Origin of the sequence: Escherichia sp. 20412-1, assembly GCF_003027595.1 — a bacterium.
GTDB lineage: Bacteria > Pseudomonadota > Gammaproteobacteria > Enterobacterales > Enterobacteriaceae > Escherichia > Escherichia marmotae.
The window spans coordinates 25406-38617 of record NZ_PYQM01000038.1 but is presented as its reverse complement, the minus strand read 5'-3'; the positions used below and the strand labels follow the sequence as shown (position 1 = coordinate 38617).

Here is a 13212-nt window from a genome sequence, read left to right as displayed (position 1 = left end):
GGGACAACTTGTGAAATTACCGACAAGAAGGGAAAGGGCCTTCCCGAGAGTGGTAAAGGAGAGGCCCTGGAAATACCCCACAGCCCCGAAAAAGAGCCAGTCAGTTGCTTAACTGACTGGCATTACGGCAATATTCGTCGTTTTAATGCTCAGGGACGCGTTCCCACAAATCGAACAACGCAAACCAGCCTGGTGAAAAAAGAAGAAAATCGCTGGCAGTGCGCGGAAAGTATTGCGCTGCTGGCGGCTATCGCTGGGTTATTTCATGATTTTGGTAAAGCAGGACGCAGCTTTCAGCAAAGCCTGACCCAAAAGAATGCCCGCAGTTATCAGCCTTATCGGCATGAGTGGATTTCGCTGCGGCTTTTTCAGGCTTTTGTCGGTGAACAGCCAGACGAAGTGTGGCTGGAAAAACTTGGGAAATTAACGGCAGATGATGAAACCGCGATCCTTGAGTGCCTGCAAAAAGACACGCCTCATTTTTCAAATAGTCCATTCAGTTCGCTGCAACCACTCGCCAAAACGGTAGGCTGGTTGATCCTTTCCCATCATCGAATGCCGGAGAATCTTTCGCCACAACCAGAACAATCATGCAAAGGCTGTGATAGTTGGCTGGAGAAACAACTCAATGCTGACTGGAATGCCGTTAACCACCGTAAGAATGGCTGGTCACAACAGGATTTCGAGCAAGTCTGGCAATTTCCGTCAGGAACGCCGCTTCAAAGCGCGAGCTGGCGAGCAAAAGCGCGTCAGATTGCCCGTAGGGCGTGTAACGCGATCGGCCTAAAGGAATGGGGGCAGATGGAGCAACTGTTTCCGTTACATATGGCGCGTTTTTGCCTGATGCTTGCCGATCACTACTATTCATCTAACGACGCGCAGCAAAAATGGCAAGACCCGAATTATATCGTCTGGGCAAATAGCGATCGGCAGAACGGCACGCTCAAACAACGGGTAGATGAGCATCTGGTCGGCGTCGCGCATCATGCGTATCTACTTGGGCGGCAACTGATGCACACACGTGCATCGCTTCCGGCAATTGCCCGACATAAAGGTTTTAGACAACGGGCCACAGACGCGAAATACCGTTGGCAGGATAAAGCCTGGGATGTGGCACGTGCGTTACGTGAGCGAAGCCGGGAAGATGGTTTTTTCGGTGTCAATATGGCCTCGACGGGGTGCGGTAAAACCTTTGCTAACGCCCGCATTATGTATGCGCTTACCGATGAGCGGGAAGGGTGCCGTTTTACCGTCGCGCTGGGATTGCGCACGCTGACTTTGCAAACCGGCGATGCTCTGCGCAGTCGGCTTGGACTGGGCGAGGATGAGCTGGCGGTACTGATTGGTTCGGCGGCAGTTAAGCAACTGTGGCTGCAGGAAAAAACAGACAATGATTGCGGAAGTGCTTCGCAAGAATCGCTGGCAGAGGAGCAACAGTTTGTTAAATATGAAGGTAGTCTGCATACCGGGGCGCTGGAAAAATGGTTGAAGGATGACAGCAAACTTAAGGCGTTAGTAAGCGCACCGATTCTGGTAGCAACCATTGATCATCTTATTTCTGCGACCGAAGGTGTGCGAGGCGGAAAACAGCTTCCTTCGATGTTGCGTTTGTTAACCAGCGATTTAGTGCTCGATGAACCTGACGACTTTGATATTGCCGATCTTCATGCAGTATGTCGTCTGATGAATTGGGCCGGAATGTTGGGAACGCGGGTATTACTTTCTTCCGCGACGTTGCCGCCAGGGCTGATTCAGGCGCTGTTCGCGGCTTATCTTGCCGGGCGTAAAATGTGGCAGTCGTCATGCGGTACGAACGGCAGACCCGTCAATATTTGCTGTGCCTGGTTTGATGAAAAAGATGCCGACGCCATACAAATTGGCGATGGCGCTACTTTTCGTGAGACGCACAAAAAGTTTGTTGCGCGACGAGCGTTAATGTTGGCCGAAAAAGAACGACTGCATTTCGGACGTATTGCTTCTATTTCATCTGCATCAAACGCAATTCAGGATGTTACCGAAAGCGTGGCTCAGACGGTACATGCGCAAATGCTGAAGTTGCATCAGGCACATCGCCAGCAGCAAGAAAGCGGTAAAACCGTTTCGCTGGGCCTGGTGCGCTTCGCGAATATCAATCCACTGGTCGCAGTGACCAAAGCCCTGATCGCCATTCCATCACCAGAAGATGTCTGCATTCATTATTGTGTTTACCACTCCCGACATCCACTGGCAGTACGTTCAGATATTGAGAAGCGCCTGGACCGCGCTTTTACCCGCCATAACGAACTCGATTTCTGGAACAACGAGGATATTGCTGAAGCCTTACATAACCGTCCGGAATCGCACCATCTGTTTGTGGTGTTGGGGACATCGGTTATAGAGGTGGGGCGTGACTGGGATGCGGATTGGGGAATTATCGAACCAGGCTCCATGCGTTCGATAATTCAATTTGCCGGACGTATTCAGCGGCACCGTAGAAATGTGCCGACCAGTGAGAATCTGGTTATTTTGCGTTTTAATATCAAAGCATTGCAGAAAAAAGCCCCCGCATTTTGTAAGCCTGGTTTCGAAACAAAAGAACACTTGCTGGATAGCCATGATATTTGCGAACTGATTCCGATCGCGGACTACCGGACGATTAACGCCTTGCCGCGGATTCTGTCTGCCAATAATGACAACAAACTGGCGGAACTTGAGCATAGTCGTTTATCCACTGAATTGATGAGCAGTAAAAGCAAACATGTGGTGGCGGCGCAATGGTGGCGCGCACCGCTAAGCTGGAACGGCTGGATGCAGTGCCAGACGCCATTTCGTTATTCGCCGTTGCCGGAGGCGGTATTTTTTCTACATATGGATGATGAAGAAAGCGAAGCGCGTTTCTATTCCCGCACCGGTGACAACGAGCGTAAAGCGCAGGGGAATTTCAGGCGAGAAGAGATGAGATGCGCCAGCGGCGTCGCTTGCTGGGGCGTGATGGATTACCAACACGTTTTGTTGAATTTAGCTGATAAGCACGGTTGTGAAATACAGCGTGTTGGAGAAATGTTTGCTGAAGTGAGAGTACCGGCCAGTGAAGAAGATGCGGTCGATGACTGGCGTTATCACCCCTGGTTGGGAGTGTTCCGCAACCTGTGATAGGGGGCGCGCTGCCTGTACGGCAGTTTACAAGTCCGTATCCGGAGATACCTCTATTTCTTAGCTGCCGATGGCAGTGCGTGAATGTTAGTTATCAAACCATTGCGTGGCAAATATTTTATGCATGGTAATATCACCATTGGTTATTGCATGGATTTGGCTAGATTAAAGCGTAGATACCTCTAGGTGAACTATCCATGATTATCACCGCGGGTGTTGTCCCTTTTACTGTATGTGTCGTTGTACTGAAGCCTGGTTGGGCTACGGAGATTTTTCAGTGAAGTCAGGGAGCAACTTCAATTTGATGGATTAACGAAAAGGAGCCGAAATGGAAAAAACGGCGCTAATACAATTTATCACTGACTACATTGCTTCGCGAAGGCAACCCAAAATCGATGCCTTTGAAAAAGAAGCAGCAAAGCGACTGGAGCAGGGCGACGACGCCAGCGTTATCGCTCTGGAGCGACAGGAACTCGAAGCACGCTACCTGCCACGTAACTGGTTAACGGATGCGGCAAAGCGTGTTCGTTCTATAAGGATAATCTCCCACGGGGCAAAATATAGTAATGGTGACTCCAAAGCATATGGGCGTTATTTGGAGAAATTCGTCAGTGAGGGATATTTAAATACAGCATCACTGGCAATTATTAAAGAGGATGCTGAAGGCAATGCAGCCGTTTTTGATGTTGCAAAACTACTGCTAACGGAAGTCAACGGTGATTCATTACTCGCCAGCTTAAAACGTGGTGATTATCAATTATTAAATGCCTTTGCGTTGGATGATGAACAATTAAAACAATGGGTTGAATGCTTTAGTGAAGCATATGCTTCGGAGTGGATAAAAGCACATAAACTTTCGAAGCAAATCTATTTCCCTGTCGATGATGGCTATCATCTGCTCTGCCCGCTGTTTTCCAGTTCGCTGGCACAGGTGATGTATGAAAAGCTAACTGCCGTGCGCTTTAGCGAGGAATCAAAAGCTATTCGCGATGCGCACAAAGCAGGTAAATGGCACTCACAGCCAGATATTCGTTTCCCGAATCTTGCAGAGATGCATTATGGAGGTGGAAATCAACAGAATATCTCCCTGCTAAACAGTGCCAGAGTTGGCCGTGTCTGGCTGTTGCCATCAATGCCGCCCACCTGGGCGACGCTGGATCGCGCGCCACAAAACATGCGCAGTATTTTTTCCCTACGCGGCGATTTCAATCGGGCGGCTTCAGGCATCATAGCCCGGATGACTTACCTGCTGAAGGTTGACATAAATAATGTTCATATTCGTACTGCGCGCGCGAAATATATTGATGAGTTGATAGATTTGCTGTTCATGCAGGCATCCTCTTTTCAGCAAGAAAAATGGCAGGGATGGTCCGCGCAATCACCAGATTTACCTCGCCACCAGCAACTGTGGCTGGATCCGTGGCGGAGCCTGTCAGATGAGGCTTTCAAACTGGAGCGTGAAAAAAACGACTGGCAGGGTAGGGTGGCCGAGGATTTCGCGCGCTGGCTGAACTATCGCCTGAAAAAAGCCAGTTTCGATGTAGGTGCTATCGAGCAAAAAGAGTGGCGCAGTCAGTCCCTGTTCGCTCAACGGATGCGTGAAATGGAAGCCGTTTTGCAGGAGGCGCTGAAATGAGTTATCTGCTCTTGTTACCCCATGTACGCATCGAAAACGCCAACGCTGTTTCCGGGTTGACCTGGGGATTCCCGTCGATGACCCATTTTCTCGGCTATGTTCATGCGCTTTCTCGCAAAGTGGTGGATGAATTTGGCGTAAGTTTTGACGGTTGCGCGGTCGTTAGCCATGAACAACATATTCAGGCGTACAGCTCCGGGCGCGATTTTCAGTTCGCTCTCACCCGTAATCCACTAACCAGAGAAGGTAAAACCGCCTCATTTAATGAAGAGGGGCGTATGCACCTGACGGTCTCTCTGCTGATTGAATGTAATGGCGAAATTACCAATGGTGAATACGGTAGAAAAGCCCTTTGTGACCATCTGAAAATGCTCTGCCAGAGCCACAAACTGGCGGGCGGCAGCATTGTTGACATGCGCGATCCTCAGCTTTTTCATGCGCCTGAAGATGAAAAGCAACTGCGTAAAATCATCTGGCGTTTAATGCCAGGTTACGCGCTTTACGACCGCAGCGAATGGCTGGCTGAACATCACCAACAACATCCCGACATGTTGTTGCTTGATGCCTGGCTTGATTTTGCCACGATTAAATATCAGGCCGAATCTCCGGCAGAAAACAACAGCGCAAAATGGATATACCAGCCGAAGCCGATGACCGGTTTCCTGGTGCCGTTAATGTGTGGCTACCAACGCATTTCTCCTGTTTACGCACCTGGTGAAGTGGAAAATGCACGCGACATCGTGACGCCATTTGCTTTTGCCGAAGCGGTTTATGGCATTGGCGAATGGCGTGGATTACATCGCATTACTGATTTGCAACCGCTGATGTGGCGCTATCGTACGACGGACACTGGCTACTATTGCTCGGCAATACCACTCGTTGACGACCCTACTACTAATGAAGATGACGATTCAGAATAAGGACATAATTATGGCAAAGGCTCCTGTAGCAATAAAAACGGCGTCGGTACTGGCATTTGAACGCAAACTGGCAACGTCTGACGCGGCGATGTACGCAGGTAACTGGCAAGGAAATGAATGGCAACCCATTGAGATTCAGGAGAAAGCGGTTCGCGGAACCATTTCTAATCGCCTGAAAAACACGATTACCAGTGACCCCACCAAACTGGATGCTGAAATCCAAAAAGCCAACTTGCAGCGGGTAGATGTAGCCTCGCTTCCGGTAGATGCTGATACGCTAAAAGTGGTGTTTACGCTGCGAGTGCTGGGTAATTTATCTTCACCTTCAGTATGTAATGATATGGCCTATCAGGAGGCGCTTTCCGACGTTATTGACGGCTATATCAGCGAGCATGGTTTTAAAGAGCTGGCGCTTCGCTATGCGCTGAATCTGGCAAATGGTCGTTTTTTGTGGCGCAACCGCATTGGTGCTGAGCAGATCCAGGTGAAAGTTACTGCTAATGATTCGTCCTGGACTTTTAACAGTCATGACTTCTCCTTGCGTCAATTTGATCAAGGCCAGAGTAGCGTCACAGAACTGACGACAATAATTGAACAAGGATTAATCGGAAAAGAGTGGGTGATGCTTACCGTTGAAGCGCAGGTTCGCCTCGGTGCCGGGCAAGAAGTCTTCCCATCACAGGAACTGGTGCTCGACAGCAACAGTAGCAAAAGTCGCGTGTTGTACCAGGTTGCAGGCATTGCCGGTATTCACTCCCAAAAAATTGGCAACGCTTTACGTACTATTGACACCTGGCATCCGAAGGTTGATGAGTTGGGGGCTATCGCCGTGGAGCCTTATGGCTCTGTAACCAGCCGAGGCGTTGCTTGCCGCCAACCGAAAGAAAAACTCGATTTTTACACTTTACTGGACAATTGGGTGACTAAAGGAGTGAAACCAGACGTTGATCAGCAGCACTACGTGATGGCAGTGCTGATTCGTGGCGGTGTCTTTGGTGAGAAAGCGGAATAAGGAGCTGCCAATGGAGCACTACCTTGAGATCCGCGTTCTGCCAGATCCTGAATTTTCGAGTGAAATGTTGATGGCAGCGTTATTTGCCAAATTGCACCGGGCATTAGGCGCAAGAGGGCAAGGTGATATCGGCGTGAGTTTCCCGGACGTGAATGTTACGCCGGGAGCGCGTTTACGCTTACACGGCAGCGCCCCGGCATTGCAGGCGCTTGAAGCCTCAACGTGGCGTAAAGGACTTACGGACTATTGCCAATGTTCACCTGTCACTCCTATTCCTGAAATAAAAGGCTGGCGAGTGGTAAGCCGTGTGCAGGTTAAAAGTAACCCCCTGCGTCTGTTAAGGCGTTCAGTAAAAAAGGGCTGGCTCACTAAAGAACAGGCAATTGAGCGACTGGCGACGCAAACTGAACGGCGGACCGATTTACCCTTTCTCAATATGAAGAGTTTATCGAGTCAGCAACAGTTCAAGCTGTTTATCCGTCATGGTGATTTGCTCACTGAACCGGTGAAAGGGGAATTCAGTAGTTATGGATTAAGCGCAACAGCAACTATTCCCTGGTTTTGATTGGTTAGTTGTAATGTAATGTATAAAAGACTTGGCCTTACAGTCAGGTCTTTTTGTCTATTGAAAAGCCTCCTTCTGGCTGGAAATAGCATAAAGAGTTCAATACCCAACACTGTTATCAGTATACGGATATTTATTTAAAATAAACAACCCGCAATTAATTATACGTATTAATCTACCGTGCAAAGACATCAAATAATGCCGAATAGTAAACAAGGTGAATGTTTTCATGGGTATTTTTTTGTTTGTTACATATTTTTGACAGTTTGACTTAAATCACAAAAAAACAACCTGTTTACATTGCGATAACAAGTTTAATTTGCGAAATTCATTTCCGAGAGGACAGAGACTCTTAATCACCTGGAATAAATCAGTTAAGGAATAGACTATGAAACGTTCAATTATTGCAGTTGCAGTATTATCTTCTCTTTTTATGAGCGCAGGGAATGCTGCGGAAGTGGAGAATGCAATGGGTACGTTAATTATTAACGGTAGAGTTGTAGGGACTACGTGTCAGTTCCTGAGTGGCAGTGATAATGCAACAATTGAGATGAGCGAGATTGGTATTGAACAATTTGAAAATGTACAAGTTGGCGATACCGTTACTAATTATTCAAATACAACATCTTTACCATTAAAAGTTAAATGTGGGGAAGGTGTCAAACCAAGAATTACTTTCTCCAGTACCCAATTTGAAGGAGCGGATTTAAATATTACTCGTAATACTGGTGATGCAAAGGGTGTTGGTTTTGCTGTCTTTTATGGACAAGAGACTAGCGCCAGCAACCAGATTACTGGTAATAAGCCTGTTGAATTAACACCATCTCAAGATGGTAACTATGATTTGCATTTTACGGCGCAATACGCAAAATCAGGTGCTGACGTGAGTACTGGTGAGGTTAATTCTACGATAACAATGACTGTCGTAACAGATTAATACTTTGCTTATCGGCGGCTGCGGCCGCCGATATTTTACAACAAGGAGTGTTGCCATGAAAAAGTTAATAGCCTTTTTGCTGGCCGGCATGGTCACGCCTGTGTGGGGTGGTGTCTATATCTACGGTACTCGCGTTATTTATCCAGAACAGAAAAAAGAGATTACCGTTCAGTTAATGAATGAAGGTAATTGTAGCGCCCTGGTTCAGTCATGGATTGATAATGGCGATACCAGCCAGCCCCCAGAAAAAATTCATGTTCCGTTCGTGTTGACGCCACCGGTCGCTCATGTAAAAGGGGGGGGAAGGGCAACAACTTAAAATTAAGAAACTGACGAATACCCTACCTAAAGATCGCGAAAGCCTGTTCTTCCTTAATGTCCTGGACATTCCACCTAATAGTGAGAAAAATGAAGGTAAAAACCAGATTAAATTCGCGATGCAAAACCGCATCAAATTTATTTATCGTCCGGAGGGTATAGCTGGTGTCGATAAAGGAAGTTTTTCTCGACTGAATATCAGAACTGTCAGTAATGGTATTAATATAAAAAATAATTCAGCGAACTGGATAACTATTCCTGAACTGAAAGGTAATACCAAATCTATGATATTGGGCATTTTGACCTGAAATTAAATGTACCTCAGGCCTATATTGTTGAATATGAACGTGGATATGCTCCACCTGAGGCATGGGATCGCGGGATTAACGCATTATATACATCTTATTATGCCAGTCAGTATTACAGTAATTATAAGCACGGAGGAGATAATAAAAGTAGCTATTTAAATCTGAATAGTGGTTTGAATCTTCTGGGCTGGCAGTTGCATTCAAATGCCAATTATACGAAAAGTGACGAGAGCAGCGGTAAATGGAAGAGTAACACGTTATATCTGGAGCGCGGAATTCCACAAATTCTTGGCACATTGCGTGCTGGTGAAATGTATACCGGTTCTGATGTTTTTGACTCCGTGCGTTTTCGCGGTGTACGCCTATGGCGCGATATGCAGATGTTGCCGAACTCTAAACAGAATTTTACTCCAGTGGTGCGTGGTGTTGCCCAAAGTAACGCACTTGTCACTATCGAACAAAATGGCTTTGTGGTTTACCAGAAAGAGGTTCCGCCAGGTCCATTCGCCATTGATGATTTGCAACTTGCTGGTGGTGGTGCAGATCTGGATGTTACCGTTAAAGAAGCTGACGGTTCGGTATCGCGTTATCGTGTACCTTATTCATCTGTACCAAATATGTTGCAACTGGGCGTTTCGAAATATGAATTTGCTGCCGGACGTAGTCGTATCGAGGGAGCCAGCGATCAGTCAGATTTTATTCAGGGAAGCTATCAGTATGGCCTTAATAATTTGCTGACTCTCTATGCTGGCACGCAGTTGTCTGATAATTACTCATCGTTTGTTCTCGGCACGGGATGGAATACACCGATTGGTGCTGTATCGGTTGATTTTACCCATTCCCATAGTGAACAAGATAACGGTGATGTGTTTAATGGTCAAAGTTATCAGATTGCCTGGAACAAATATCTCTCTCAAAGTGGAACGCAATTTTCGCTGGCGGCCTGGCGTTATTCTTCTCGGGATTATCGTACTTTTAACGATCACGTGTGGGCAAATAACAGGAAAAGTTATAATCGAGAAGATGACTCAGTTTATGATATCGCCGACTATTATCAGTACGATTTTGGTCGTAAGAACAGCTTTTCTGTAAATATAAACCAGTCATTACCGGAAAATTGGGGATATCTGTCGGTCAGTGGTCAATGGCGGGATTATTGGGAACGCAGCGGGACAGGGAAAGATTATCAACTCAGCTATTCGAACTCCTGGGAACGCCTTAGTTATACCTTGTCTGTTAGCCAGACCTACGATGAAGATAACCGCGAAGATAGACGCATTAACTTATATTTCTCAATTCCCTTCTCGTGGGGCGATGGAATCACTGAAAAACGACGAGATTTATTTGTTTCTAACTCGACCACTTTTGATAAAGACGGCTATCGGTCGAATAATACCAGCCTCAGCGGTGTAGCGGGGAGTCGCGATCAGTTCAGCTACGGGGCTAACTTAAGCCATCAACACCAGGGCAGCGAAACAACAGCAGGTGCAAACCTGACCTGGCGTGCGCCATTGGCGACTATTGGTGGCAGCTATAGCCAGTCGAAAAGATATCAACAGATTAGCGGTAATATTCAAGGCGGTTTAGTCGCGTGGTCGGACGGGGTGGCACTGGCTCCCAGACTTTCTGATACGTTCGCCATCGTCAAAGCGCCGGGACTGGAGGGAGCAGCGGTGCAGGGATATCGTTACCTGACCACGGATAGCAGAGGCTACGCTATTTATGACAACCTGACGCCGTATCGTGAAAATACGTTGATGTTGGATATTGCCGACAGTAAAAGCGATGTGGCGCTACTGGGTAACCGTAAAAACACCGTTCCTTATCGTGGTGCGGTAGTGATGACGCAGTTTGAGACTGATAAACGCAAGCCCTGGTATTTCATCTCCCAACGCCCTGATGGCTCTCCGTTGCCGTTTGGTTATGAGGTTGAAGATGAAAGCGGCAACAATGTGGGCTTGGTAGGACAGGGAAGTCGGATATTTATTCGCACCAATGATGTTCCCGCGGCGATTCGCGTCTCGGTTAATAAACAGCAGGAACAATTCTGCACTATTACCTTTGATAACGTTATTGATGAGAATAAAGTTTATATTTGTCGCTAAAGGATTTGTTTATGAAGAAATATTGGTTTTTGTTTCTACTGGCTTTGCCATTTTTTGGGCAGGCTAAATGTACCTATACAAATAACCTGGAGGCAACTCAGGCAATTAATTTAGACTTCACAAAAGGTAATGAGATAACAGTAAATTTCAACCCTAATCTAAAGGATGGCGATTATGTATGTGACGCTTTGACTGATAAGATGTATTTTTCAACATCGTTACGAGATTATATTATTGAAATGAAAGATAAGCCGGGTGGTGAATCTGTTTATATTAAGTTGACGCTTGAGGCTGATGGATTTCCGGTAGACACACCCAGGGATATTGTTTCACCCAAAACCTATTCCGTCAGTAATACTATTAATAATAAAGAAATGAAGCTAACTGCCTCATATATACCACCTACTTCGTATGATGAAGCAGGGAGTAAGGGCGAACTAGTAATTGCAACAGGTGATTCATTCCAGTTAAAAAACGCTGCAGCTATTTTTACATCTAATAATGTCTGTTCTTCAGGTCCGCTTGCGTCGTTACTTTGCTATCTCTTTGGTCTGTCAAGCTTAAACGAATCTTATAAGCAAAAACTAATATTTAATATTAAACATAAACCCACAACCTGTAGTTTCTCGCAATCGATTTACGAAATACAAATGCCAGATATAGCTATAAGTGAGGTTGAATCAGCAAATGATACTAAAACAGGCTCTACAAATCTGCTCCTCAATTGCGACAGTGTTAATAAGGTCACGACTAATCCAGTGACTTTTAAAGTTGCGCGCGGTGAATGGGATGATAGTGGAACCATTCTGAAAAACACATCGCTTAATGGTGCTAAGGGGGTTGGGTTCCAGATTTATAATGGTAACGCAACGACACCGTTAAAGTTGGGTGATACCCTGATGAACAAATTAACTAAAATGGCGGCCATTGAGAATCAGTACACCTTCCCGATTACCGCGAAATATGTCCGCGTGAAGGAGGAAGCGATACAGCCAGGAGAAGTCCAAAGCAAAGCGATATTTGCCGTATCCTATGATTAATGTGCCACTGGCCTTCACGTACTTTCGTAGAGGAAGTACGTGTTTTTTATTCATGGCGGATCAATGCAAAAAAAGCCCGTACTTTCGCACGAGCTCTTCTTTAAAGATGGCGGTGAGGGGGGGATTCGAACCCCCGATACGTTGCCGTATACACACTTTCCAGGCGTGCTCCTTCAGCCACTCGGACACCTCACCAAATTTTTGCTGCCTTACCACATGGGGGGCAACGGGGCGCTACTATAGGGAGTTGGAGCAAAACGGTCAAGAAGAATTTATTTAGATTGATTTGTTTGGTTACGCAATGAACACACGATTCATTCGCCCGAGATTATGGTCGTATGCGTTCTGATCAATTGTTTATCAAAAGCTACGAGGGAAATATGAGAGTGAAGAAATACCAATCGACCCATTTTTTAGAGTGACATGTAACTCATTGATTTTGTTTATTACTATTTTGACGTCTCGAAAAAGGGTATGAACCTGTGATTTTGTGATTTTTAACAGTAAATCAATCGGATAGTCTGCTATTATTTCAGTTCACTGCCGCACAGGCAGCTTAGAAACTCGTCTATAATGATTAGCCAGGGCGCATCGCGTTCACTGCCGCACAGGCAGCTTAGAAAAGCGAAACCTGGTGGCCGGAAGAAGCCGATCAGTTCACTGCCGCACAGGCAGCTTAGAAAGATCGAGCAGCGCAATATGCTGGCGGCGTTTCGTTCACTGCCGCACAGGCAGCTTAGAAAAAAGCTTGATGACATTTTAGAAAATTCAAAAGGTTCACTGCCGTACAGGCAGCTTAGAAATGTTTGAGAACCTTCGCCGCATGGGGCATCAGGTTCACTGCCGTACAGGCAGTTTTTAAAATCCATACCCAATATTTATTTTCTTCCTTAATCCCGGGCGCAAAAAAGGCCGGTTAAACCGACCTTTTACTCGTTCTTTCTCTTCGCCCGTCAGGCGGCAAAACAATCAGCGACTACGGAAGACAATGCGGCCTTTGCTCAGGTCGTACGGGGTCAGTTCAACAGTCACTTTGTCGCCCGTCAGGATGCGGATGTAGTTTTTGCGCATTTTACCGGAGATGTGTGCAGTAACCACGTGACCGTTTTCTAACTCTACGCGGAACATGGTGTTAGGTAACGTTTCAAGAACAGTACCTTGCATTTCAATATTGTCTTCTTTGGCCATCTAATCCTCTGGGGTATCACTACCGTAATTTGAACCGGCAAGATAATGCCG

Annotated in this window: 8 protein-coding genes, 1 tRNA gene, 3 pseudogenes and 1 CRISPR repeat array; of the genes and pseudogenes, 10 read left to right on the top strand and 2 right to left on the bottom strand. The window is 46.5% G+C overall.

Annotated elements, in window-relative coordinates:
- From C7B16_RS25390 to C7B16_RS19355, 10 genes and pseudogenes are all read left to right on the top strand, one after another.
- Window positions 1-112 (top strand): hypothetical protein (locus tag C7B16_RS25390; protein WP_223363118.1); only part of this gene is annotated, 112 nt, incomplete at its 5' end.
- 5 nt (window positions 113-117) lie between these two features.
- A pseudogene (gene cas3f, locus C7B16_RS19400) lies at window positions 118-3132 on the top strand (type I-F CRISPR-associated helicase Cas3f); the annotation flags it as partial.
- A 328-nt stretch (window positions 3133-3460) separates the two neighbouring features.
- On the top strand, window positions 3461-4768 hold the full coding sequence (csy1, locus tag C7B16_RS19390) for a type I-F CRISPR-associated protein Csy1 (protein ID WP_107180013.1): 1308 nt from the start codon (window positions 3461-3463) through the stop codon (window positions 4766-4768).
- Window positions 4765-5688: a type I-F CRISPR-associated protein Csy2 gene (gene csy2 / locus C7B16_RS19385; RefSeq protein WP_107180012.1), complete on the top strand. Its 924-nt coding sequence runs from the start codon at window positions 4765-4767 to the stop codon at window positions 5686-5688. The genes csy1 and csy2 overlap by 4 nt, the downstream gene beginning before the upstream one ends.
- 10 nt (window positions 5689-5698) lie before the next feature.
- Window positions 5699-6700, top strand: coding sequence for a type I-F CRISPR-associated protein Csy3 (gene csy3 / locus C7B16_RS19380; protein ID WP_107180011.1), 1002 nt, complete (start codon window positions 5699-5701; stop codon window positions 6698-6700).
- A gap of 10 nt (window positions 6701-6710) precedes the next feature.
- Window positions 6711-7265: a type I-F CRISPR-associated endoribonuclease Cas6/Csy4 gene (gene cas6f / locus C7B16_RS19375; RefSeq protein WP_001516092.1), complete on the top strand. Its 555-nt coding sequence runs from the start codon at window positions 6711-6713 to the stop codon at window positions 7263-7265.
- 388 nt (window positions 7266-7653) lie between these two features.
- Complete coding sequence (gene yehD / locus C7B16_RS19370) at window positions 7654-8202, top strand: fimbrial protein YehD (protein WP_107180010.1); 549 nt, start codon at window positions 7654-7656, stop codon at window positions 8200-8202.
- Between the two features lie 55 nt (window positions 8203-8257).
- A pseudogene (locus tag C7B16_RS19365) lies at window positions 8258-8801 on the top strand (fimbria/pilus periplasmic chaperone); the annotation flags it as partial.
- Window positions 8802-8803: 2 nt separating this feature from the next.
- Window positions 8804-10933: pseudogene (locus tag C7B16_RS19360) on the top strand (fimbrial biogenesis outer membrane usher protein); the annotation flags it as partial.
- A gap of 11 nt (window positions 10934-10944) precedes the next feature.
- Window positions 10945-11973: a fimbrial protein gene (locus C7B16_RS19355; protein ID WP_001516096.1), complete on the top strand. Its 1029-nt coding sequence runs from the start codon at window positions 10945-10947 to the stop codon at window positions 11971-11973.
- 107 nt (window positions 11974-12080) lie between these two features.
- Here C7B16_RS19355 and C7B16_RS19350 read toward each other — a convergent pair.
- Window positions 12081-12168 (bottom strand) — tRNA-Ser (locus C7B16_RS19350).
- Window positions 12169-12508: 340 nt separating this feature from the next.
- A CRISPR array of direct repeats spans window positions 12509-12836; the repeat unit is 28 nt; unit sequence GTTCACTGCCGCACAGGCAGCTTAGAAA.
- A 106-nt stretch (window positions 12837-12942) separates the two neighbouring features.
- Window positions 12943-13161 carry a translation initiation factor IF-1 gene (infA, locus tag C7B16_RS19345; protein WP_001040187.1) on the bottom strand — a complete coding sequence of 73 codons (219 nt, stop codon included), beginning with the start codon at window positions 13159-13161 and terminating at the stop codon, window positions 12943-12945.
- Window positions 13162-13212: the final 51 nt, after the last annotated feature.

What these genes read in the sequence shown, in the direction of transcription:
- cas6f (WP_001516092.1), top strand. Translation starts at nt 6,711, where the DNA reads ATGGAGCACTACCTTGAGATCCGCGTTCTGCCAGATCCTGAATTTTCG.
- yehD (WP_107180010.1), top strand. Translation starts at nt 7,654, where the DNA reads ATGAAACGTTCAATTATTGCAGTTGCAGTATTATCTTCTCTTTTTATG.
- infA (WP_001040187.1), bottom strand. Translation starts at nt 13,161, where the DNA reads ATGGCCAAAGAAGACAATATTGAAATGCAAGGTACTGTTCTTGAAACG.
- csy1 (WP_107180013.1), top strand. Translation starts at nt 3,461, where the DNA reads ATGGAAAAAACGGCGCTAATACAATTTATCACTGACTACATTGCTTCG.
- csy3 (WP_107180011.1), top strand. Translation starts at nt 5,699, where the DNA reads ATGGCAAAGGCTCCTGTAGCAATAAAAACGGCGTCGGTACTGGCATTT.
- C7B16_RS19355 (WP_001516096.1), top strand. Translation starts at nt 10,945, where the DNA reads ATGAAGAAATATTGGTTTTTGTTTCTACTGGCTTTGCCATTTTTTGGG.
- csy2 (WP_107180012.1), top strand. Translation starts at nt 4,765, where the DNA reads ATGAGTTATCTGCTCTTGTTACCCCATGTACGCATCGAAAACGCCAAC.